14 protein-coding genes are annotated in these 24193 nt (G+C 61.2%); 8 read left to right on the forward strand and 6 right to left on the reverse strand.

Features of this window, described 5'->3' with window-relative positions; all coding sequences use genetic code 11:
* The first annotated feature begins 17 nt into the window (after positions 1 to 17).
* Positions 18 to 1445 (forward strand): Re/Si-specific NAD(P)(+) transhydrogenase subunit beta, encoded by a 1428-nt coding sequence (gene pntB / locus ARTSIC4J27_RS10515; protein WP_200900792.1) that lies wholly within the window; start codon positions 18 to 20, stop codon positions 1443 to 1445.
* 434 nt (positions 1446 to 1879) lie between these two features.
* Here pntB and ARTSIC4J27_RS10520 read toward each other — a convergent pair whose 3' ends face one another.
* Positions 1880 to 4036, reverse strand: coding sequence for an amylo-alpha-1,6-glucosidase (locus ARTSIC4J27_RS10520; RefSeq protein ID WP_050055135.1), 2157 nt, complete (start codon positions 4034 to 4036; stop codon positions 1880 to 1882).
* Between the two features lie 404 nt (positions 4037 to 4440).
* Here ARTSIC4J27_RS10520 and ARTSIC4J27_RS10525 point away from each other — a divergent pair, with 404 nt between their 5' ends.
* Complete coding sequence (locus ARTSIC4J27_RS10525; RefSeq protein ID WP_235436635.1) at positions 4441 to 4767, forward strand: hypothetical protein; 327 nt, start codon at positions 4441 to 4443, stop codon at positions 4765 to 4767.
* Here the strand turns inward: ARTSIC4J27_RS10525 and ARTSIC4J27_RS10530 are convergent.
* A complete protein-coding gene (locus tag ARTSIC4J27_RS10530) occupies positions 4764 to 5162 on the reverse strand; it encodes a hypothetical protein (RefSeq protein ID WP_050055136.1) in 399 nt (132 codons plus the stop codon). The genes ARTSIC4J27_RS10525 and ARTSIC4J27_RS10530 overlap by 4 nt on opposite strands.
* The gene (locus ARTSIC4J27_RS10535; RefSeq protein ID WP_050055137.1) at positions 5152 to 5451 is read right to left on the reverse strand and encodes a DUF4193 domain-containing protein; all 300 of its coding nucleotides are present in this window, start codon (positions 5449 to 5451) and stop codon (positions 5152 to 5154) included. Before ARTSIC4J27_RS10535 ends, ARTSIC4J27_RS10530 begins: the two co-directional genes overlap by 11 nt.
* Positions 5452 to 5709: 258 nt before the next feature.
* Here ARTSIC4J27_RS10535 and ARTSIC4J27_RS10540 point away from each other — a divergent pair, with 258 nt between their 5' ends.
* Together ARTSIC4J27_RS10540 and ARTSIC4J27_RS10545 are read left to right on the forward strand one after the other, a co-directional pair.
* Positions 5710 to 6501 carry a DUF6994 family protein gene (locus tag ARTSIC4J27_RS10540; protein WP_050055138.1) on the forward strand — a complete coding sequence of 264 codons (792 nt, stop codon included), beginning with the start codon at positions 5710 to 5712 and terminating at the stop codon, positions 6499 to 6501.
* Positions 6502 to 6556: 55 nt separating this feature from the next.
* Positions 6557 to 7255, forward strand: a complete 699-nt coding sequence (locus ARTSIC4J27_RS10545) for a DUF6308 family protein (protein ID WP_152683840.1) — start codon at positions 6557 to 6559, stop codon at positions 7253 to 7255.
* A gap of 90 nt (positions 7256 to 7345) precedes the next feature.
* Here ARTSIC4J27_RS10545 and ARTSIC4J27_RS10550 read toward each other — a convergent pair whose 3' ends face one another.
* The gene (locus ARTSIC4J27_RS10550) at positions 7346 to 8557 is read right to left on the reverse strand and encodes a hypothetical protein (protein ID WP_050055140.1); all 1212 of its coding nucleotides are present in this window, start codon (positions 8555 to 8557) and stop codon (positions 7346 to 7348) included.
* Positions 8558 to 8996: 439 nt separating this feature from the next.
* Here ARTSIC4J27_RS10550 and ARTSIC4J27_RS10555 point away from each other — a divergent pair, with 439 nt between their 5' ends.
* The 3 genes from ARTSIC4J27_RS10555 (at position 8997) to ARTSIC4J27_RS10575 (ending at position 19666) form a co-directional block, all read left to right on the forward strand.
* Entirely contained in the window at positions 8997 to 11660 is a 2664-nt protein-coding gene (locus tag ARTSIC4J27_RS10555; protein ID WP_161799568.1) for a UvrD-helicase domain-containing protein, read from the forward strand.
* Between the two features lie 1319 nt (positions 11661 to 12979).
* On the forward strand, positions 12980 to 13240 hold the full coding sequence (locus tag ARTSIC4J27_RS10570) for a DUF6994 family protein (RefSeq protein WP_407681126.1): 261 nt from the start codon (positions 12980 to 12982) through the stop codon (positions 13238 to 13240).
* 1020 nt (positions 13241 to 14260) lie between these two features.
* Positions 14261 to 19666, forward strand: coding sequence for a DUF3320 domain-containing protein (locus ARTSIC4J27_RS10575; protein ID WP_050055145.1), 5406 nt, complete (start codon positions 14261 to 14263; stop codon positions 19664 to 19666).
* Positions 19667 to 19871: 205 nt separating this feature from the next.
* On the opposite strand, the gene ARTSIC4J27_RS10580 is transcribed toward ARTSIC4J27_RS10575, so the two are convergent.
* The gene (locus tag ARTSIC4J27_RS10580) at positions 19872 to 21992 is read right to left on the reverse strand and encodes a GmrSD restriction endonuclease domain-containing protein (RefSeq protein WP_200900793.1); all 2121 of its coding nucleotides are present in this window, start codon (positions 21990 to 21992) and stop codon (positions 19872 to 19874) included.
* A gap of 539 nt (positions 21993 to 22531) precedes the next feature.
* Between ARTSIC4J27_RS10580 and ARTSIC4J27_RS23410 the strand changes: the two genes are divergently transcribed.
* Entirely contained in the window at positions 22532 to 22654 is a 123-nt protein-coding gene (locus tag ARTSIC4J27_RS23410; protein WP_268794389.1) for a hypothetical protein, read from the forward strand.
* 686 nt (positions 22655 to 23340) lie between these two features.
* Here ARTSIC4J27_RS23410 and ARTSIC4J27_RS10585 read toward each other — a convergent pair.
* Positions 23341 to 24189 (reverse strand): HNH endonuclease, encoded by an 849-nt coding sequence (locus ARTSIC4J27_RS10585; protein WP_050055147.1) that lies wholly within the window; start codon positions 24187 to 24189, stop codon positions 23341 to 23343.
* Between the last annotated feature and the right edge of the window lie 4 nt (positions 24190 to 24193).

Below are 24193 nucleotides of genomic sequence, written 5' to 3' on the forward strand. Positions count from 1 at the left end.
TTACGAGGAGCTCTACCGTGACTGACACCGTCTCCGGTCCGTTGACCGCCGACTCCATCGCGGGGGCGGCCTATATCGTCGCGGCCCTGCTGTTCATCCTGTCCCTCGCCGGACTGAGCAAACACGAGAAAGCCCGGGCAGGGGTCGTCTACGGCATCACCGGAATGATCATCGCCCTCGCGGCCACAATCTGGCTGACCCTCCAGGGCGCCCTGGGTACCAACACCGGCCTGACCGGCCTGGGCCTGCTCGTGGCTGCGGTAGTGGTCGGCGGGGCCATCGGACTCTGGCGCGCCCGGGTGGTCGAAATGACCGGCATGCCCGAACTGATTGCCCTGCTGCACAGCTTCGTGGGCCTCGCCGCCGTGCTCGTAGGGTGGAACGGACACCTCGCAGCTCCCGCGTTGTCTTCGGACCTGTTGGCAATCCACCACGCCGAGGTCTTCATCGGCGTGTTCATCGGCGCAGTGACGTTCACCGGCTCGATCGTTGCGTTCCTGAAACTCTCCGCCCGGATGAAATCCTCACCCCTGATGCTCCCGGGCAAAAACGCGATCAACCTCGGCACCCTCGTTGTGTTCGTCGCCCTGACCGTCTGGTACGTCAACGACTCCCAGCTCTGGCTCCTCATCGTCGTCACCCTCCTGGCCCTCGGGCTCGGCTGGCACCTGGTCGCCTCAATCGGCGGCGGCGACATGCCCGTCGTCGTCTCCATGCTCAACAGCTACTCCGGCTGGGCCGCCGCCGCGGCCGGCTTCCTGCTCAACAACGACCTGCTCATCATCACCGGCGCCCTCGTAGGCTCCTCCGGCGCCTACCTGTCCTACATCATGTGCAAGGCCATGAACCGGTCCTTCATCTCCGTGATCGCCGGCGGCTTCGGCATCGCCGCCCCCGACAGCAAAGGAGACACCGACCAGGGCGACCACCGCGAAATCACCGCCGAAGCGACAGCGGAAATGCTCACCAACGCCTCATCCGTCGTCATCACCCCCGGCTACGGCATGGCCGTCGCCCAAGCCCAGTACCCCGTCGCCGAACTCGCGCACCAGCTCCGCGAAAAGGGTGTGAACGTCCGGTTCGGGATCCACCCCGTCGCAGGCCGCCTCCCAGGACACATGAACGTCCTCCTCGCCGAAGCCAAAGTCCCCTACGACATCGTCCTGGAAATGGACGAAATCAACGACGACCTCGGCGACACCTCCGTGGTCCTGGTCATCGGCGCCAACGACACAGTCAACCCCGCCGCCGCCGAAGACCCAGGCAGCCCCATCGCAGGCATGCCCGTCCTCAAAGTCTGGGAAGCCGACAACGTTGTCGTGTTCAAACGCTCCATGGCCGCCGGCTACGCAGGCGTCCAAAACCCCCTCTTCTACCGCGACAACTCCCAAATGCTCTTCGGCGACGCCAAAACCCGCGTCGAAGACATCCTCAAAGCCTTCTGACGATGGCGGGTGGTCCATACCTGGTCGTACCTTACAAATGCACTACTGATAGAGAGAAGGCAATATGTCCGGACGACAAGCATCTCCCAACCGACCTGTTCGACTGGCCGGCCGGGCACGTCCGGCCGAACTGATTCCCGCTGCAGGAAATGCGTCAACACCCCGAGAAGCCATCAACATCGACGAACTGTGCGCGTCACCCTGGATTGGACTTCACTATCGCCACGAGTTCTTACTCCACCATCGGCATGAGTTGCTGGAAGAATCCGAAGAGTTGAACACCCGGAAGTTCCGCACCGATTGATGCTGCCTGAAACGGACCGCGAAGCGGGGTGATCCACCGATCAGTGCGCTGCAGGCTGGAACAGCTCAACAATCGAGCAGTCGCGCCCAGCCTGCAGCGCAGGGCAGCAATTACTTCGGGCCGGCCCCGGTTACTCGTTCTTGCGGCGGTCTGCCTCCTCCACGAGTTCGGTCATCCATGGCCGGTGCCCGTAGTGAAAGACCATTCCTTCGGGAAGCCCCTGCACAGTGGGTACGGAATTGGTGATGTCGATTGTGATCCGGCCCCCTGCCATCGGTGCGTTAGTGATGTGCAGGTCGCCGAAGGATTCCGGGAGCACAGGATCCATCCAGAGGCCTCCACGGGACACGTGGGCGTCGTACCGCATAAGGCTCGTTACTAGCCGGATCGGCGTAGTCGCCGCCCACGCCTGGGGTGAGCAGGCCGTTGGATAGGGGACAGGCGCAGTGAGTTGCTCCCGGCTGAAACCGCAAAATAATTCCGGTAGCCGGCCGTCGGAGTAATCGGCCGCCTCCAGCAGGGCAGTGGCGATCTGTTGCGCCTCGGCCACGAAGCCGTACCGCAGCAGACCAGCCGCGATGATCGCATTGTCGTGGGGCCAGACCGAGCCGTTGTGGTAGCTCGCGGGGTTGTAGGCGCCCATATCGCTGGCCAGCGTGCGCACTCCCCAGCCGCTGAACATCTCCGGTGACATGAGCCGTTCAACTACCTGTTGAGCCTTGTCCTCGTCGACGATGCCGAGGAATAGACAGTGGCCCATGTTTGAGGCGCAGGCATCCACCTGCCGTTTGTTGCCGTCGAGAGCGATGGCGTAGTATCCGCGCTCAGGAATCCAGAACTGCTCGTTGAACTGTTTCTTCAGCTGCGCCGCCCGGTCAGTGAGCTGATCCGCCAAAGCCATATCGGCGGCGTCGTACGCCATCCAAGCGCGCGACACATACGCGCTGTAGACGTAAGCCTGCACCTCGCAGAGCGCGATCGGCGGCTTGGCCAGGGTGCCATCGGCGAAGTTGACGCCATCCCAGGAGTCCTTCCAGCCCTGGTTGATCAGCCCCTGGGGGTTGAGACGCTCATACTCGACGAACCCATCGCCGTCCTTGTCGCCGTAGTCCCGGATCCAGTCCAGTGCACGGTCCGCGTGGGGCAGCAGCGCCGCGATCGTTTCCTTGGCGAACCCCCACCGGCTCACCGATGCCAGCACCGTCACGAACAGGGGAGTGGCATCGACGCTGCCGTAGTACGCGGACTTGCCACCCAGGGAAAGCCCGCTGGAGACATCGAGCCTGATCTCGTGCAGGATCTTGCCGGGCTCCTCCTCGCTCATGGGGTCCACCACAATCCCTTGACGGTCCGCCAAGGTCTGCAGGGTGCCCAGGGCCAGGGACGGGTCCACGGGCATTGCCATGACAGATGCCCACAACGAGTCCCGGCCAAACAAGGTCATGAACCAGGGTGCCCCGGCGGCGACCACCACCCGGTCCGGATGGTCCGGGTCCTCGATGCGGAGGGCGCCGAGATCATCGTAACTGCGGCGAAGGGTCCGTTCGATGGAGGGGTTTCCCATGTGCAGCACCGGGATCTTGGCCACCCATTCCTTTCTGCGCCGGTCCCGGGGGGACAACCCGTCGGCGTCAAAATGGACGAATGCGGCCGCCGGACGGTTTCCCTCTGCGCTGGGTACCACCGTCAGGACGGTGCTCCAGTGACCGTGCGGCGGTACGGACACCTGGTAGGTGAGGGCCTCCGGCGTAATGTCTGCTCCGGGGGCCTCAATTGTGACGCTCTTCTTGACGTCCTGCCAGAAAGCCCGGATAGCCAGCGTCTCGCTGTCGGACTGGCGGGCCTCGTCCCAGCGCCGCTGGATTCGTGCTTCTTTCACCTCGAAGACGTCCGCGAAGTCCGCCTCAATGCTCAGGGCAACCATGCATTCGGCCGACGCCGGGGAGTAGTTGCGGATGGTAATCCGCTCCTGGATTCCGGCTCCCAGTTCCCGCAGTCGCTCGACAATCAGAGCGCTGTCCGCAGACCCGTCGGAGCGGGGAACCCGGCCGACGAACAGTGCCCGGTACGGCGTCTTCGTCTCCGCAGCCAGCGGCTCAAGAGGCTGACCGTCAACCGTTAGCCGCCAGCCAGACAGGATGCGGGTGTCTTGAACGAAGAGACCATGAGGATGGTCGGAGTACATATCCCCGTTCGATAGGGAGATGCAAAACGATGATCCCTCCACCAAAGTGACCGCCCCGGGCCCCAACGGCCCGGCAGCCGTATCCGCATTCCACCCAGCCATCCCAGTCCCCTCTACAGACCGACGCCGCATATCTTGGGCCCTATAGGGCGCAGATCTCGCTGCCAATTCTTCGGTCGACGCTACTCCTGCTCCCTCCCCTAAACCAGAGGTGGACACTTTATGCCGGAGCGCGGTGAAAGCACTTTTTTGTAGGGAGAAGACCCCCGGTCAAAGCGGGTGGTCAACTGAGACTCCTCAAATGAGAGGCGACACTAGCGATCTTCATCATTGCCACACCGACACTGCGGAATGCAAAAGCAGGGGCTCCGCAGGAACGCAGACCACTCATATGGTCGAGGTGGGGACCAGCCTTGCACTTCCACCGGCCCGGGTCCTTACTAGTGGGGGAGGCAAAGCCTCACGAGCCTGCCACCAACAGTTCGTGTGGGGTGGAGGCTTGACCAATGGCTATCGGAGGACAAAACACAATGTTCGCTCGCGTCAGCACGTACCGGACCGCATCTGACAGCACCGGAGCACCTTCAGAAGAAACCGTCAGCCGAGTGCTTGCCTTGCCAGGATGCAGGGGAATCTATTACCTGCTGGGCAAAGAAAACACATCACTCTCGATAACGCTTTGGGATGATGAGAATGCGCTTGCAGGGAGCCGTCAGGTCACAGATCGTATCCGCTCCGAGACCAGCGCGGAGCAACACATGGAGGTCCTTGGAGTGGACGAATTTGATGTGCTAACCCAGCAGCTTAAGGGCCAGGCAGAGCCAAGCCGTTAGTTGCGCCTCTCGGCCGGCCGGTACCTGTCACCAAAGGCGACCAAGGAGCTCTGGAGCAGCGTCCTTCTGCCCAGTATGTCCACTGGCCGGGAACGGGATTCTGCCGGGAGTGGGCTGACCATCCAGGCGGCGAACACATTGTGAGGAACCTTCAGGCTCATCGCCTGATCAAAGAGACGCAACACAGGTTCGTGGAAGAGCCCATCTTTGAGCTGGAAGCCCGGGCAGAAGGTTTCAACGCCGATGAATACCCGAACTGCCCGGCGCATGGCCTCCGGGTCGCCGAGGGATTGGAAATGCGTCTCCAGGTCTGCCGCTGTCGGCAGGGTGAATTCTTCGCGGATGCTGTCCCAGATATGCTCCGGGACAGCCGGCCAAAACCGCTCAGCCAACACACTCGACGCAGTAGGCATGGCCGTCCTTCTCGCTCGCCTTCTGAGAACGGTGGCGGACCAGGAAGCAGGAATAGCAGGTGAACTCATCGTCAGCCTGCGGGATGACCTGGACGACGAGCTCTTCGGCAATGAACTCGCCACCAGGGGTCAGGCCGTCCAGGGCGTCAGCCTCGTCGAGCTCCTGAACCACGGATTTCGCATCAGGGGCTTTAGCAGTCTTCAGGGCCTCCAGGGAGTTTTCCTGGGATTCCTTGACGTCAGTGCGCAGTTCATCGTAATCGGTTGCCACGAAAGTGCATCTCTTCTCTGTCAGGGGGTATTACCGATCCTGCAACGTACAGGACATGGGAAGAATTCCCTAAAAGAGCGGCTTCATGGGCACACAATCAGAACCGCCGGGAACATGGCATTGCCGACGGTCAGTGGGGCACCTGGGGTTTCAATATCAGGAAGTGGCACCTAATGTGGGGCAAAGCCGACGGCCGCGAAATTTGCGGAACCAACCATCGGATTTGAGCGTCTTACAACTCTGGTCTTTGGGGGAACCTTGAGCAATCCGGAATACCCGCAGCAGCAACAGCCGCGCGTCTTCGATACTTCGTTCGACTACCAGACCGACACCCCTCCAGGGACTGACCCGGACAGTGGCAGTCCAAGGCTCCGGGCGGACCATCAGTTGCTGTGGACCAAGACGCTGAACTCCGGCGTCCTCTTCGAACCGACCGCGCGGCCGAAGCGTACGGACGGCTACCTCATCTTCACCGACCCCTCCAGAGTGATGCATTGGTACGGCAGTGACGCCATCACCCACTCCTACACCGGCCGGGCACGTACGGCGTCTCTGGCGAACGCCATCGCCTCGCTGAATGAGGAGCAGCGGGCCCGCTACCTGAAGCCGCCGTACACCATCGGCAGTGCGATGATCTGGCCCGTCAGGAAGAAGGACCGACCCACGATGAACCAGGCGAGGGGGCTCAGGTCGCTCATCGCCGACCGGATGGATCTGACCCTGGAGTGCATCCGGCGTCATTACGCAGGAGAACCGGAGAGCCCACTGGCCAATGTCATCAACGCGTACGCGGACTTCTTTGCGTTCTTCGACGGATTCAAGGAGTTCGTGGACTTCTTCCACTTTCAAGACCTCGTGACGCCCGACTACGAAGAGGTTCGGTTCTACCTTCCCTTCGACAACTTCAAGCGTTCAGGGATGCCGGCCACAAAAGACGAGTACGTAACGTACCGGGAGGCCACGCTCGAGTTCATCGCGGCTCGGAACCGTCGGATGGCTGAGTGGGTCAAGGAAAACCACCGCGAGATCGAGGTTCGCCATGCGGACTGACTACCCGGCAACGTCTCAGAGTTATAGTCCGCGCATTGAAGCCATAGGGGGATTCATGGAACTACCAGCCATCCTGAAAGAAGAGAACGTCGAAGCCGCAGCCGAACTGCTCCGGCGCTACTACCTCGCACCATCCACAAAGACGGGGCTGCTCAGTACAGGCAGCTACTTTGATGAATGGGCTAACCGCGGAGACGGCCCTGATGTCAGGGACAGGATCACCGATAGCGACGCTGTCGCCGTGTCAATGCTCAGCGTCAAAGTTCCGGCCCAGGCCATCATCGGGCTGCAGGAACAGCCGTTAGCGACGAATATACGAAATCTCCTGGCTGATATACGCACCGACGTGAAGATGAGCGACCTCACGGTCGCGGAAGCAGAAGCCACTCTCGGGGAGGGCAGCCCCTCATGGCTGCTCTGGCAGGAGCTGAGACGCACACCCAAAACGCGCTGGGATGTCGGGGCCACCACAGCCAGCAAGATCATGGCGAGGAAGCGACCGCATCTCATCCCCATCTGGGACAAAGTAATTGGGGCAGTCGTGGGCAAAGGCACCTCTGAAGGCCAGTGGATGAATTGGCACAACCTCTTCATGCAAGACCCGGACCTTGCTGGACGATTGGGGCGCATTCACAAGCTTTCTGAGGTCCAGACACCCGTTTCCGAACTGCGCATCATGGACGCCATCCTGTGGCGCTACGGCAAGGACCATGGCATCAAGGGCGGGCGAGCCGGCAAACTCGGAATCACCTGAGGCCCGCCACTGTCAGCGATGCCACGAGGAACCTGGTCGCATAGCGGGCCAGCGCCCCCGCCAAGTTCGTAGCCGGCCAAGGTCTGCTGACTATAGAGCTCCATCGCCCTTCATCATTTGCTGCGCCAAACGAATCGGATCGTTGGGGTCCTGGGCCGACGCAATTTCATTAAGCTTCGCTGTTAGGTATGCGAGAAGCTCGCGGTTCCACTCCAGTGGCGACCCGTCAAAGGAAATCGGTCGTTCTCTGCCCGCATTCTGAATGGCGCAAACGACCAGACCGTACATCTCCTGTGTGGAGTCGAGGATGAAGTCCTTTAGGGCCGCGTGTTCGGATGCGGCCAGATCACCCTGCTGCCGGTGATGATTACTGTGTTGAAGCAAGCACAGGCTTTGTCCCGCGTATGAGATGTACTTCTCAATGAGCCATTGACCATCCACTTCGTCATTGGTCATGTAGGTCCTCAAGGAGTACCGGTAGAGCATGGGTTGAAGGTACTGCTCCATAAGCGGCCACAGCATCCGGGGGTTGTTGCCGTTTTCAAAGTACCTAAACGACAGCTCTTCCATGGCGGCGTCAAAGGCCGGCAGAGACCGCGCATCCGCAAGGTCAGGTATTCGGACGGCAGGCCTTGAATCCTGGATATGTTTGGGCTCCGGGCGCAGCGGTATGTGGTCCGTTGACGTGTTGTGCAGGCTGGGAGTCAGGGCTTTATCAATAATCCGAAGTAGCTCGGATGTACCCTCCATCGCCTCGCCGTAGAGGTTTGGTGGGAGCCCTTCCAGCCAGACCGCGATGCGCATTCGATTGCCGTCACGGAACCGGAGCGAGGCAATGAGATTGTTCGAAGGCCCTTGATAGTCGATATGGCTGAGCGCCGGAGCGGACGAGGCGGGCATCAATATGGAGCAGGCGTTGAGTTCTCCAAGCTGAGCAAGTATGGGGCTCCCTTCGGCAGGGTCATCCGCCAAGAGGTCGCTTTCCTCGAAGAATCCGATTACACCGTCCTTTGTAATGATCCAGCCATCCCATCGCCGCTCTTCTGCCCCTTCCCCAGATACGTAGGTAGCAGGGAGCATTACTCGATCCCCGAGGAAGGACAGGTCGACTGTCTCGAAGTAGCGGTCCGCTCCTTCCGCCATCGCTTTTACTTCGCGCTCCGCTGTTCCTGCCGGATACCCAGCATCGAATACAGCGCCGCCGGCCGCGCCGAATACCCGATCACACATCTCCTGGACGAGAGCTGCCCTGGCGAAGGGATCCTGGTCGTTCTCGAGTTGCTCCTCGTACTTGCTGATCAACCAGGCCGCTTCTGCTCTTCCAACTATCGGTTGGGGAATACCGGGGATCCTGCTGTTACGAGGCAAGTAGGCTACCTGTCCCATAGCGATAGCAATCGCAGGAGGCGCACCCAGAGCCTCAAGTCGACGTCGGACATCATCGGCTGCGCCGTCCAGTATTCTCCCCATGGTCATATGATCTGACCCCAATGGTTCAACGACAACCCTAAGCCGAGAAACTCCCTGCCTTGACAGCGGCCGAAACCATGTCTTGTGGAGACGGGCCCGGCGGGAAGAGACCTGGTGCGAAGGATTGCCCCCGTCCCGCTCGGTTTGGTCGTGTTGCCTGTAGGCTGCAGATCATCACGAACCCGGTGAACGCACTCGACGACACACAATTCCTCGCTGATACCGTGGAAAGAGGGCAAATGGCCGGTTATTGAACATGTTCAGGGGGAGCATGACGGAATGGAAGCCAGGCTGGTGGGCGCGAGCGTTTAGGGGCGCGGGGTCATGGGGGCTGTCGATAGGCGAGGGTCGTCTGCAGGTCCGCGGGATCCCCCGAGAGGTCGATGCCGATGTAATGGATGTTCAGCGGCTCGCTGTCGATGAGGGCTCAAGGCAGCTCATCATCACCCACGTCCATAGAACAGAAACGGTGCTCAACGGGCTTTCTCGACGCGCGTTGCGGGAGGTCGCGGCTGCGTACCACTCCGAGCTCGACGAGCGACGGCATCTCGCCGCCCTGCTCTCAAAGGCTGAGGAGCAGGGCGAGGCGGCCAGCCTGTGGTGGTCCCGGGTCCGGGATGTGATGGACCGACTCCGGTGGGCGGACCAGGACACGATCGCCGCGCTCGAGGGCTCCCGTCCGGACGTCGCTGTGTGGCTGGCTGTAGACAGTGATCCGAGGCTCTCCGGGCTTCCCAATGGTAAACGTGAGGACCAGCGTGCCGCAGTCGACGCCTGCCGCACCACTGACTTGCCAAAGTGGGCTGCCCAGAGGAACGAGGCGTTCCTGGAGTGGGAGAAAAACGACCTTGCCGACTTCTTCCGCAAGGTCGAGAAGTCGCCGTTGACGGAAGAGCAGACGAGGGCGACGGTCTGCTTCGACAACCGGGTGCGTGTGATCGCAGCCGCGGGCTCGGGGAAGACCTCGACGATGGTGGCGCGCGCCGGTTACGCGATCCAGCGCGGCATCGCAGAGCCGACCGAGATTCTTGCTCTTGCTTTCAACAAAAAGGCAGCCGGCGAACTCTCGGACCGTCTCGTCTCCCGCCTCGGCAATGATGGTGCCGGCGTAGCGTCGAGCACGTTCCATGCCTTCGGGCTGCGTATCATCGGCGAGGCCACTGACCGCAAGCCGTCCCTTCCCGATGACCTGACCGCGGACAACGGGATCGGGCGGCTCGCGGCGATCGTTGATGGGCTCCGTGACCGGGACCAGGCCTTCCGGCGGGACTGGGACCTCTTCCGGCTCGTTTTCGGCCGGCAGCTTCCGGATCTCGGTGATGAAGCCGATCCTGAGAAGTCGGACAGGAACACAGGTACCAGCGGCTTCGGTACTCTCGCAGGGGAGATCGTCAAGAGCCAGGAAGAGGTGATGATCGCCAACTGGCTCTTCCTCAACGGCGTCCGCTACCAATACGAACGTCCCTACGCGTACGACGTCGCGGACGCACACCACCGGCAGTACCAGCCTGATTTCTACTACCCGGACATCGATGTGTGGCATGAGCACTGGGCGCTCGGTGTCGACGGCAACCCGCCGCCACATTTTGACGGGTATGCCGAGAGTATGGCGTGGCGGCGGCACACTCACGTCCGTTACGGCACTCGGCTGATCGAGACAACTTCGGCGACCATCCGGGACGGGTCCGGGTTCGAGCACCTCGAGCAGGAGCTCCGCCGGCACGGAATCCAGCTCGAGGAAGACCCCTTCAGGGAGGCACCCGGGGAACCGCCGATCAGCGACCAGGCGATGGTGGCGCTGATGCGGTCCTTCATGACACACGCGAAGGGCAACCGCCTCACCCCTGACGTGCTGACGCAGCGGGCCGGCCGAACCTTGCGGGCCAGGCTCTTCACTCGCCTGTACGGCGTCATCCTCGCCGAATGGGACAGCCAGCTCCGCGCTGCGGGCCAGATCGATTTCGAGGACATGCTGAATCTCGCAACCGATCACGTCGAGTCGGGCCGGTGGACGAGTCCATACCGGCTCGTCATGGTCGACGAGATGCAGGACACCAGCGCCGCACGCGCGGTGCTGGTGAGGGCGCTGATGAAGACTCCTGGAAACTACCTGTACGCGGTCGGCGACGACTGGCAGTCCATCAACAGGTTCGCGGGCTCAGACCTCAGTGTGATGACCCGCTTCGATAATTGGTTCGGGACAGCGTCCACCATCTGGCTGGACCGCACCTTCCGGTCCCCGCAGTCCCTGTGCGATGTCGCCGGTGGGTTCGTGATGAAAAACCCCAATCAAATCTCCAAGAACGTCCGATCTTCAGCGCCGGAGGCTGACGAGACCGTATGCGCTGTCAGTGTACGGGAGCGCAGCCACTACGGATCGGCCGTTCGGCAGTACCTGGCAACCCTTGACTCAGAGCTCACTGAGCCAGCCACTGTGCTGCTGCTCGGCCGGTACTCCCGGTCCAAGGACGATGTCACCTCGGCGCTGGAAGCCAGATACGCCAACCTGACCATCGAGTTCAACACCGTACACGCCTCGAAAGGAAAGGAGGCAGACTACGTCGTTGTGCTCGGCCTTGAGAGGAACGGATTCCCCAGCATTGTCGAGGATGATGCTCTCCTGCAACTGGCCATGGCCGCCCCCGACTCCTACCCACACGCAGAAGAACGACGCCTGTTCTATGTCGCACTGACGCGTGCCAAGCGCTCGGCGCTCCTGGTCACGCGCGCCGGTAGGGAATCAGCGTTCCTCCTCGAGCTGGTCGGAGATCGTGTCGTCAAGATCCGATCGGCGACAGGCGACGATATCACCCCAGTTGTCTGCCCGAAATGCAAGAAACACACGATGAGGGAACGCAAAGGGCGCTACGGGCGGTTCTTCGGCTGCACCGGGTACCCGACTTGCAAAGGAACGATGAAACCCGCTGATGCTTAAGAGCAGGGAGATGTCGAAATTGCGAGGCCACGGTGTCCAACTCAATCTGGGGCGGTCCGCTCGCCGCCGGGTCGATCCATCGACGGCGGAGCTGTAGGAACCCGGACCAAGATCGTAATATTCCTCAGGGTCCTACCCCCGGTGACCGGACCCTTGCCTTGCTCGAGAATCGCGAGCGCCTCGTCCCGGGGAACCCGTGTGTCAAGCAAGGGTTCGGTAAGCACCAACGTGCCCTTCGTGTTGGCGGCCACGTCGTCGTAGCCGCGGGGTGGGTAGGCAGGCTGCGGCCTGGTTGCCACCCGGCCAATGGCCCTAACCTCTGGACGGGCGTAGTGAATGACAAGGTCGCCTGGAAGGACACGGTCCAAGGTGCGCCAGTGGTCGACTTGCTGGCCGCGACGGTCCTTCAGAGGCGCCCAAAGGGGTCCCACCACCATAGACCGGGTCAAAGTTCACAGACTGCTTGACCCACCAAAACTTTGTGTCCGGGCCGACGGAGACCTTGGTCAGTTGCGCTGTGCGTGTAGATGCTTCCCCATGTATGTCCGCCCAGCTCGAAGCCATGACGACTCAAGGTTGCACGGGTCTGTTCGCCTCCCGACAATCGACGCGGTCCATCCTTTCCACAGCCGAATTGCAGCTGGAACGCCATAGCAACCAGCGGCTTGCTGGCGATTGCCTGACCGCGATCAACTACGACGTACCTGTTGGACTCCCCGAACCTGGTGCGAGAAATGAATTCCTCACTACCGAGCTCATGCCACAGCGCGAGCCCTGCGAATGCTCTGCGGCTTCAGGTCGCTCCAAGATCTCCCCATTCCTACATTCATAACTGATCAAGGTCTCAACTGGACTGTCATTCATAGGTGTCCCTTCTGTAGTAATTCTTCAGAAAGGCTTCTCCTAGCATTGACAGAGCATTTGATTCGGTGTGGGCTCAGCGGTTTCGTTCCGGTTCAATCGAGGAAAGGCCAAGGCAAAGACGCCCGCTAGAATGGATGTGCCATCGTTCACGCGGAACTCTAGGAGTTAGCTTGGCCCACGCAGACGACGCCAACGAGCGGATTTTTACTGCCGAGGATTTGAGTTTTAGCATTACGCGTTCCGAAGGCGAGGAAGCACTGACTCATTTTGGGCGAATGTGGCACTCGGGCAGGATTAGCCGGGACGACTCGAAGGAACAGGCCTACGCAATGGCTGCCGCATTCGCACTTGCGTTAGGTTGGGAAGTTGACCGGGTCCTCAACCTCCTAGTTAGCAATCAGGAGTTCAGGCGCTTGATAGGTGCCTCCGTGCTCTCATTCACCGGAAAAAGATAGATATTACTTCACGACACCGTTCTCTTTGACGGGTTCAAGGAGTTCGTGGAGTTCTTCCACTTCCAGGACCTCGTGACGCCCGACTATGACGGGGTGCAGTTTTTCCTGCCGTTCGACAACTTCAAGCGCTCCGGGACACCCGCCACAACCGCGGAGTACGTGACGTATCGCGAAAAGTCGTTGGAGTTCATCGCAGCACGTGGGCGTCGCATGGCCGAGTGGGTCGTGAAGCATCACCCGGAGACTGAGGTTCGCCAGTAGCGCCAACGCCAAACAGTACGGCATCGCTGGCCTGTTTTCGGAGTGGCCTTGCGGGGGTTGAACAGGTCAGCTCAGGTGCTGCTTCCGCGCTGGTGGCGAACCTGATCCCGCGGCGAAACAACAGGACCCGCCGTCATTGACGGCGGGTCCTGTTGTAGTGGTTCAAACGGTGTCAGTCTAGGTCAGCACCGGTCTGGCTGTCGCCGTTTGTTGCTTCATGTGGCAAGGATCTGGCATCTCAGCCGTCGCACCTACCGGTAGAACGATCCGGGCGTCTGTCCGAAGGCGGGCGCGGGAACACGGTGACGAATGCACTGGGGGAGGAGAAGCAGGCATTGGCCCGGCTGGAGCTGGTTTCGCCACACGATTCAGTCCATGCAAAGTTCGTCACTGCACAGCGGCGAAAGCGTTCACTGAGCCTTCGATCTACCTGCCGACCTCCCCAAGGGCGGCGATGCCGTCATGTCGACTCCTGTACGAACTGAACGTCCTGGAAACGCGGACCGTGAAGTGTCGGGAGCACCGTCGCGGCCTCGCGTGCGGGTCTCACCCTTTCGTCAATGAGAGCGCGGAGAAGGCACCGCGCGGCGGTCCCGGAGCAGGCGATCATCGCTCGCGAAACAAGAGGCCGAGCGCGATGAGCTTACGCCAAGCTCCTTGGAAAACTGTGACGTGTCATACTCGCCTACTTTCAAGGTGATGCGCGTATCGAATACCGGGCCGGCCGCTCCGCCCCGGCGCGGTTCCGGTAATGAGCGTCATATTGGACGGACTCCGGTTGCGGGCGTCTCGGCAGGATCTCTCGGCGGAACCCAATTAGTAGGCAGGCCCAGGTCGTGTCGTTTCCTACCAAGCACTCTAAGTTTGGCCCAGACCTTTACCGAGGTGACGCAATATTGGCCAAGGATTTGCCAATATTGGGTTTCGGGGCCGTTTTGATGTGTGACTATATTGTGCGGCCTGAAGTGCGGTCCGTGCGACGCACGCGCGATCGGTTGGGAAAATTCGAGAAGAGGGATAATGACGCAGTGGAGCCAGCATCAGGCGGCCCTCAAAGTATGGCGTGACGGGCTGGTTGGCCTGACCCGACAGAGCGCGCTCATCAAGTTCCGCGCCCCGAAGGCTTCCTCGCTTCTCATCGACTCGCCGTCCCCGGACGAGGTTTTGGCCCGCCTCCAGTCAGGCAAGACGAACGCATTCCGTGGCGACGTCAACCTGGGCGATCCGGACGCGCCGAACCCACTGCCCGCAGGCACCTTCTTTCACGCCCCCCGGCCCGATGGTGAAGTCGGTCCAGTCGTTCGCAACCTCATGCGCAAGGCGTCAGCAGAGTTCCTCGACCGGGGCCTCTCGGTGTTGTACGTGGCCTTCGGCCTCCTGGACTGGCCCGACGTCGACGACACCGCAATGCTCTCGCCAATTCTGCTGGTGCCCGTCCAGTTGCTGCCCGAGGGCCCGAAGGGCACACCGCGAATAACCGAGGGTGAAGACGACCCGGTGCTCAATCCTGCACTCGCACTTCGCCTCAAAGAATTCGGCATCGACCTGCCGACAGCCGAGGACATCGAGGGGCTCGGAGTCTCCGAGACGCTCGCAGCGGTCCGAGGAGCCTTAGAGAAGAACAAGACCTTCACCGGCTGGACCCTGCGCGACACCACTTACTTGGCGACGTTCTCTTTCGCGAAGGAGGCCATGTTCAAAGACCTACTCGACAACGAAGCCAAGATTCTCGAGCACCCCATCGTGCGGGCCATCGCTACGTCTGACCCGACTCAGCAGTCGCCGGAGTTCCAGTTCGACCCAATCGACCCATTGGACATCGACAGGCTAGCCCCGCCAGAGGTGACACCCCTCGTGCTCGACGCGGATTCCTCGCAGCGGGCGGCTGTCGCTGCGAGTCTTGCAGGCAAGACATTCGTCATGGACGGCCCTCCGGGCACCGGAAAGTCCCAGACCATCGCGAACATGATCGGTGCGCTACTCCACACCGGCAAGACGGTCCTGTTCGTATCCGAGAAGATAGCGGCACTCGATGTGGTGCGCAACCGTCTCGCCGCCGCAGGACTCGGCACCTATGTTCTCGAGCTCCACTCGCACAAGGCGAGCCGCAAGGAAGTGGCGACCGAGCTGCTCAAGACGCTGGACAGCGTCACTAAGCCGCCGATGGCGATGCCGACGCTGGCCCGACAAGGTGTCAAGGAGCGTCGAGAGCAGCTCAACGACTACGCGGCTGCGATGAACGAAGTCCGCGAACCGCTGAACATGTCCCTGCACCAGGTGTTGGGCATGTACTCGAAACTGTCGACGGCACCAATCGCGCCAGTCCCGGAGAAAGCCCCAACCGAACTCACCGAGGCCGAGTACCTCGGGATCCAGGAGACTTTGTCGAAACTTGTTCGCGCGTGGCGCCCCGCGGTGCAAGGCAGGTCGTTCCTGTGGCGCGACGTCGTCGACGACCAGTCACTCGAAGTTCGGCTTTACCAGGCCGAGTCTGCGCTCGAGGAGCTACGCGGCACGGTCGCGCTCAACGCCGAAGTCGTCGACGCGTTCAGCCTGACGGAGCCGTCCGACACACCCCGACTGATCGCGCTCATCGAACACCAGCATCGGCCACACACCAGCGGCATGATGGAGCCATGGCTCACCGCGGACTCCACGCAGTCATTGATGTCCATTCGCGCGGACCTCGGCCGACAAATGGCTCACCTTAAGGACGCTGAAAAGACGGTCACGCAAGCCGCAGGCGTTCCGTGGACCGCTCTGCCGCAACCAGAGGCCATGACACCAAGCCCCGCCCCGGTCACGGTCTCGCCATTCCCTGTGGACCTGCAGACCGTGCCGGCTTCTGATCTGACCGCGACTGCCAACCTCTTCGAGGCCCAGGCGCACTTGCTGGGCGAACGGATGTTGTCCCTGTCCTCGCTCGCCATCAGCCTTGGGCTCCCGCCGGTCTCGATGTTCACCGACGTTGACCGGCTAACCCGCATCATCGACCTACACACGAAGAACGCCAGACCCGACCGAAGTTGGTTTACCCCCACAGGATTGGCTGAGGCGCGCGCAACCGCGACTACGCTCCGCGACCACGTAACCGCTTTGAACGATGCTGAGGCCAAAGCATCTTCCGTATTCACCCCCGAAGCCCTGAAGGCACCGCTGGCTGATCTACAGGACCGGTTCACAAATCTGCACAAGGGCCTGAAGAAACTGTCCGGCAACTACCGCACGGACAAGAAGACCGTCGCCGGACTGCTGGTTAATGCCGCCGACGTCAAGAACGGCATCGGTCACCTCTCCGATGCCATCGCATGGGGCGAGAGCAGCAAGGCCTTCGAGGACTTCGCCGCCGCGCGCGGGGAGACCCTTGGGGCACATTGGACAGGGCGGGAAACCAACTTCGAGTCTCTCAATGCCGCCTTCAACATCGTCGAGGAGGTTCTCACTCTCACCGACAACAACGTGCCGGCACCGCTTGTCACCTACCTGACGACCAGCAGTTCCAACCACGCCCACAAGATCGTGGCCGACACCGCCCGTGCCGACTTCGACGAGTGGAAACGGGGACTCCAGCCCAGTCCGGCGTTGGCCGGCCGTCCTGAACTCATTTTCGAGCCCATCGGCCATGTAGTGGACTGGCTTACTGGCCATGTCGAGCCCATGCGGCAGGCCGCGGCGCGCATCAGTGCCGTGCAGAGCGTCACAGGCAAAAACCACTCGCTCATCGAGGCCAACCACCTCCTCGCACTCGCCGACAACGCAAGGCACGCGACCGAAGAACTGCACGCAGGCGAAGCGGTCTACCGGGGCGTGCTGGGCGACTACTTCAACTTCGGCGACACCGACCTCGAAACCCTCGACGAGGCCATCGCCTGGGCAGTCAGCCTCCGGTCGCTCGCCAACGGGCCCCTGACTGCCGGGCAGGTGAAGACGCTCGGTGTTTCCACACCTGTCGACGCAATGCGTCCTGCTTACGAAAAGTGGACCCAGACCCGCGACCGCGTGATCGAGGCCTTCGCCCCAACCCGTCACCGCGAGCTCTCCGAGGAGCTCGACGACTTCCACGATGCCGTGGAGCTCATGAACGACTTGCGCGCCGACACGGTTGGCCAGCAGGAATGGTTCGACTATCAGCGCGCTTACGGGGACCTCGCCAAGCGGGATCTCGACACCGCCGTCGACTTCTGTATCGAGCAGCGGCTCAGCGAGCACGACGTCCCCAACGTCGTCAAGCAAGCTCTGCTGCGCGGCTGGTCCGACGCAGTCATCCAGGGCGATGCGCGTCTCCGTCCTCTGCTCGCAACCGAACGCGAGGCGCTGATCGAGGAGTACCGCACCCTCGATCGTGACCTGATCAAGGCGGCAACCGCTGACATCATTCTCGCCGCCAACACGCGCCGCCCCGTGAACACCACCATGGGCGAGCCAGCCGTCATTCGCCGCGAGGGCGGCAAACAGAAGAAGCACAAGCCCGTGCGCGAGCTCATGTCGCTTACCCGCAACGTCACGCCCAGCATCAAGCCAATTTTCATGATGTCGCCGCTGGCGGTTTCGCAGTACCTACCCTCTGACATGGAGTTCGACGTCGTCATCTTCGACGAGGCCTCGCAGGTCACGCCCGGCGACGCCATCAACTGCATCTACCGAGGCAAGTCCCTCATTCTCGCCGGTGACGACAAGCAATTGCCGCCCACCTCGTTCTTCGAGCGCAATACCGACGATGACGACGAGGAGGAAACCGACGTCAAGGACTTCCAGTCCATCCTTGAACTCGCCAAAGCCTCCGGCGCGTTCAACAATCTCGGTCTGCGCTGGCACTACCGCTCACGGCATGAAGACCTCATCGCCTTCTCTAACTACAAGTTTTACGAAGGAAAGCTTGTGACCTTCCCCTCGTCCCACACCGAAGGCGACAACGTGGGCGTTGAGTTCTTCCACGCCCGTGGCATGTACCGCCGCGGCGGCGGGGCCTTTAACCCCATCGAAGCTGACAAGGTGGCCGAACGCGTCATCGAACACTTCACGAAGCGTCCCGACCTCACACTCGGCGTCGTGACCTTCTCCGTCGCCCAGGCCGACGCAGTCCAGAACGCCATAGACGAGGCCCGTGTCCGTCGGCGCGACCTCGACCGGTTCTTCGACACCGAAGACCGCCTCGACGGCTTCTTCATCCGCGCACTGGAACAGGTCCAAGGCGACGAGCGTGACGTGATCATCTTCTCGGTCGGTTACGGTCCCGACGAAGCGGGTAAGATCTCGACGAATTTCGGTGCCCTGAACAAGGACAAGGGCTGGCGACGCCTGAACGTCGGAATCACCCGCGCCCGTCAACGCGTCGAGGTCGTCGCTTCCATGCACGCAGGACAGATCCCACCCTCGACCAACGAGAACGTCGAGTACTTCCGGGCGTACCTCGACTACGCCGAGAAGGGATCACAAACCCTTGCCGTCCCCTACTCATCCACAGGCCTCGACCCAGACTCACCCTTCGAGGAATCCGTGATTGCCGCCGTGCAGGGCTGGGGCTACACTGTCGAACCGCAGGTCGGGGCCGCCGGGTTCCGCATCGACATTGGCGTACGCCACCCCGCCTACCCAGGCATGTTCGCCATGGGTATCGAATGCGACGGCTACCAGTACCACTCAGCTCCTGCCGCACGCGATCGCGACAGGCTCCGCGACCAAATCCTCACCGGCCTCGGTTGGCGACTTCACCGCATATGGGGCACAGCCTGGTACCGCGACCGCGCCACCGAGGAACGCCGCCTGCTGGCCGCCATCCAGGACGCCATCAACGCACCCATCGAAAGCCGTACAAAGAAGGCAGTAGCGATCGAACGGCCAGTGATAGAGACGGAACAGGCAGACTTCGCCGCGTCCCCGACCTGGACCACTCCATATCGGCTCGCGCCGGTGCGGACTCTGCCTCGCTGGGTCGACCCCGGCGAAGCCGGCAGCCATCTCCACATGGTCGACGCCATCCAGACACTGGTCGAACACGAAGCGCCACTCCACCTCGACGTCGCCTACGAACGTCTCCGGCACTGGTGGAACGTCGGCCGTATCGGCGCCAATATCCGCGGCAACATCAACCTCGCTGTGCAACGAGCACAGGTTATCCGCGACGGCGACTTCCTGATGATCCCCGGCAGTGACGTGACATCCGTCCGTACTCCCATCGGGAGGGTCGCCCGCAAGGTCGAGCAGGTGCACCTGGAAGAACTCGCCATGGCGGCAGTCTTCACCATCCGCGACGTTGGAGCTGTCAGCCGGTCGGAGGTCGTTCAAGGCATAGCCCGAGTGTTCGGTTGGACCAGAACTGGAGCCACGGTTGATCGGCGTATCAACGAGGCCATAGACCGTCTCATCGTTGATGGCAATATCATTTGCTCAGGCGACGACACCTTGACCCAGGCGAGGTCGCTCTAAGCGCGCCCGTGTGGCATAGGTGGAATCCCGCTGTACACCCGTGGACGATAAACATGCCTGAGTGGTTGACGTATCCACATGCATCAACAGTGAGGTGACCTCCGGGAGCCCTGTGAGGCTTTGCACCTGCGGCCGGCCCTAGACGGCGGCAGCTCGGCAGGATCGGCGCTGACGCTGTTGGTGAAGACCATTTTCACCGGTCGACTCAGTTCTCTGCATCGGCCGGTACTGAAGTTGACAGGCTTTGGAATTGCGCACGAAGGTCCCGCAGCCGACGCCCGTCCGTGACAACCCAGAAGTACCAGCCGTTCGTGGCCTTCTTGCGCAGGTGGTGAGCGGCCGATGACGGCGCGGTGAAACGCTTGCCGTCAAGCTCGATCGATCCGTCCGACCTGACCAGCGCTTCGACGCCCTTGAAGTCGCGGTGCGTGGCGATGAGCTTGTCACCCGGGGAAAGGAGTCCAGCAGCAATCAGGTGCTTGAGCTGGACCCAATCTTCCGCCTTGGCCTGGGGGTCGACTACCTGACCTTTGTGTCCGTCGGGGACAGGCCACACCCTGAGAAGCGTTTCGACCAGGACCTCTGTCCGGTGGTCAATGAGCGATTCACACCACACCTCTCCTTCGGTGTCCGCGACCACGCGCCCGGTCAGACTGATCGTGTTGTGCTTGAGCATCGCGTGCCGTTTGGCCGGCCACGGGCCATTGGAGATCTTCGAGTTGAGGGGAGAGGTCAGGAGTGTCAGGTTGCCGAGGCGGTGCACATGAGCTTGACGGTCCTGCTGTTCTTCAGGTGTGTCCAGTGGCCAGTTCTCCTGCCACTTCTGCGGAAGGATGTGCTCGATAGGAAGCCCCGATCGCACGACTTGTGCCTGCTTGGTTTCGGCGCGGAAGTGGTTCTCGATCGCCTCCAGGAACATGCGCAGGCGAGGGCGTGGGTAACGGCGGTAGGCGGGCTCATCCTTGAGCGCCACCTTGATCTCGTCGTCCCCAGGCCAATACGTGCTGGAGACATTGAGACGGGCGAGGTACCCGGTGACGCGCTCGACCAGTTCGCTGGCTTCGACATCGGAGTTGGCGTGGATAACATCGGCGACGATGCGGCCGAGATCAGAGCCCGTGAGGCGAAGCAGTTGCCGACGGATGACCCAGCTCTCCGCGACACGGATCACGGCGTCGAGAACGTGCTGTGGAAGATCCCTCCCGGGTTCGTACAGCCAGAGCATGAGTGGCTTAAGAAGCTCTATGCCAGCGGCATTCATGCGGTGGAAAGCCATCTCGACAGCACCGAGGTTGCCGTCAGGCCTGAGCGAGGCTTCAGTCCACGACTCATAAAGCGCAGCTTGCTGCTTGATCACGGCGAGCAGGTCTACCATCTTGTGCCCGGCTGTGTGCTCGACGTACGACTTGAATCTGGTGAACGTCGACTGCGGGCTGATCTCCTCACCTGTACGAGAGATCAACCACTGGTTGAAGAAGAGCGAGCTTCGGCTCACGAGGTAGCGACCGACACTGACCTCCTTCGTCCAGAACCTTGCCTCGAAGGGCCAGTCCTCGCGGTAGGCCTTCTTGGTGTCTCCGCCTTCAGCTTCAAGCCGCTGGAACACAAAGTTCCGGATCAGGTCCGCCGCCGTCAGGGGAGTTCCGCGGGCGTTGAGCGTCTCGAAGATCTCCTGCGAGTTCTCGGACGCTTTGAGCTCGATGGTCACCAGCTGCAGGTCATCGAGCAGGACGCGAGCGAGTTCTTTGGCCCTCGCCGCCAATTCGTCTGTGCCAGGGTTCCCGAGCCACTGGGTGACTGCTGTCGTGAAATACCGATGCGCATGAACGATCCGGGATTCATGGTGCTTGAGGTCAGAGTGGTCGACCGGTGGCTCCGCTGTCATGACTTCCAGGAAGGCGTCGTGATCATTGTTGAGGTGCAGAACCTTGAGCGGGCTTTCATCTTCCTCGATGAAGCTCTCGGAGTTGTGCGTCAGGCCTTCCAACTGGCTGGCGTACTTCGAAAGCCCTGCCTGGGCGAGAATGGCGCACGTCGCGTCGGCGAGCAGCTGCAGCGTCGTTAGTCGCTGCTGGCCGTCGATGACATTCCATGTGGTGAGTCTTGCGCTCTCGGCTTCCTGTGCCTGGAGAACGACGGCTCCCAGGAAGTGTTGTGGTGCCAGGTGGGGCTCGTTCATACGCAGCTCTGCGACGCGCCGAATGTCTTTCCATAGTGGCTCCCACTGCTCATCCTCTTTCCAGACGTAGGGGCGCTGGAACAGGGGTATCACAAAGTGCTGTGGCAGGTTGAACAGCTGTAGCGGCGTCCGCTTGAAGGTCTCCACGAGGGTAATCCTGCCGTATGCGTCCGTTGATTGTGGTGAGTCATTCTTCATAGGAGTCACCGTGTCGGCCGGGCAACCGAAGCCGTCACGACTGGGGTGGACGTCCGGTCGCACTGCTGGGAACCCAACGCTCCCCACCGATGCACCGAGATCGGGACATCCGAGGATGGCTCCAGCCCGGTCCCCAAGCCGGGTATTGGAAGGAACACCACGTCATCCGATGCCTCGTCAAAGATGCCCGGATAGCTGGGAGGGCCCCGTCATGGCACTTTCGGCTACTCTATGGGCTAGATGACTTCGTCCGCCGGGCGCTAGTGCAGAAAGGACTCCAGTGCCAGACACTGAAAAATGGTGCGATGCCCTATACTTTCCGCTTGGTCGGCATAAATTCGGAGGGGTGCGATGCCGATTGGATAAGGGGCACATTGGTGATCACTGGTGCGAGGCTCAGGATGAGATGGAATCGAAGTGATCATTCTCGACATTCGCCGGCCAAGGGTGAGCCTCAATTCAGCACCCCAAATCAACAGGAGATGATTATGGACCGCACAGAACTGCAGTCTCGAATCGATGAGCTCATGCGCCAGTATCAAGAACGCGAGATCGATGGCGACACCTATGCTCGGAAGATGATGGAATTAACAACGGCCGCACAAGAATGACTCAACCTCTTGAGCAGCTCCACACCCGGCTGGTGATCTTGGCCGTCCAGGTCGGACCCTGGCCTGAAATGGTGATGTATCGGTCGTCCGCCAATGCCCGGGCGGACATCCGATGCGAGTAGCCTTCGAATATGCCACTCGGACAACCGTCGGTGACCCATGTCAAGACTTTGGACTGTAAGTCGCTGAGTGGCTTAGGGTGCGGTGGCAAAGAAAGTCCAATCCGAGTCGGTCCAAGGCGCAGAGTAACGCCCAGAACCAATGATCGACTCAGTGTGCAACGGATGCGACCCGCCGGCTATTGAGAATAGATGGCGAAGGGGCTGGAGGAGGAGACCCCCGGAGGCAGCGGCAGCATACTGACGGTCCGTCCCTCGGCGAGGAGCAGGACCGCTTGTGTGTGCACGGGGGTGTGTACCCCACCCCCAATTCGTCGCCGAACAGCTTGGATAGCGTCGCCCGCTTGCGCCAACCCTCCGACCGTGACCCTACAGGCTCGGCGAGGCAGTAATGTCGGACTCCAGCATTTGCTGGACGTCGGGCAGTCATGGATCCGCCAGCCCCGGGAAGCTGTAAAGGCCTCGAGCGAGGACTGCACCTTCATGACAGCGTTAATTTGCGGTGACATCTTTGTTCAGGCCACGGCAGTGGGTCACCCAAATTGATGTTTCATGAAGGCGAGTGCGTCACGCCAGTTTCAAGTAGCTGGAGAGATACCAGTCGCTCTCGAGCATGGCCAAATGTGTTGCTCCTTCCCAAGAATTCACGCGGCCGCCCGACTGTTGGAGCGCGGTTAACCGAAGGTGTTTACGGGCTCCTTCCCAAGTCATGGACTGCCCATATGAGGTCCTCAGGAGCGTCTCGAAATTGTCCAGCGATTGAGCGGCCCACGTGCCGAACCTTTTCCAGAGCTTGAAAACAGTCATGTGTTGGTTCAGCCGGGCCTCAAGCTCAGGGTATGGCTGGGGGAGGCCCACCCTAAAATCAACTACTGGTGTCCCGAGGGGACCGCTGATGACAGTGGCGGTCAACCATGGAACGTTGAAGGCAGTGTCGAAGTAGGGGTGTAGTACTGCAGGCTTGTCACGGCCGGGCTTGTACGCACGCTTTTCGAAGTTGCAGTCGCCACATGCGGGCACCAAGTTCGCTGGATGCACGGTCGTCCCAGCAAACTTGGTCTTCGGTAGGTAATGATCTAGTTCTGATGCGTAACCCTCGCCGCAGTAGGGGCAGAGCGCATTCTTGGCCGCGTTCTTGATGCCATTGCGAATCGCCTTTGTGCCTTGGTTGTGACTGAATTGTTTGTCGTAGAGCTCAACCATTGCCGAGCCAAGGAGCCCTGCAACGTCGAAGTCGCTGCCCTCTGCCAGGTCAAACTGGCCATGCGTAGCGAGGCGTTCGAAAGCATCGCACCTCGCCTGGACAGCCGCGGCTGACGCGACATACGGTGAGCGATGCACCTTCTTCTTAATTGTTCCCACTGCGGCTGAGTAGGCGTCGGCCGCGGTGAATGAGGGAGGATTCAGGCTATACACGGTC

This window comes from Pseudarthrobacter siccitolerans, from assembly GCF_001046895.1.
GTDB classification, from domain to species: Bacteria; Actinomycetota; Actinomycetes; order Actinomycetales; family Micrococcaceae; genus Arthrobacter; species Arthrobacter siccitolerans.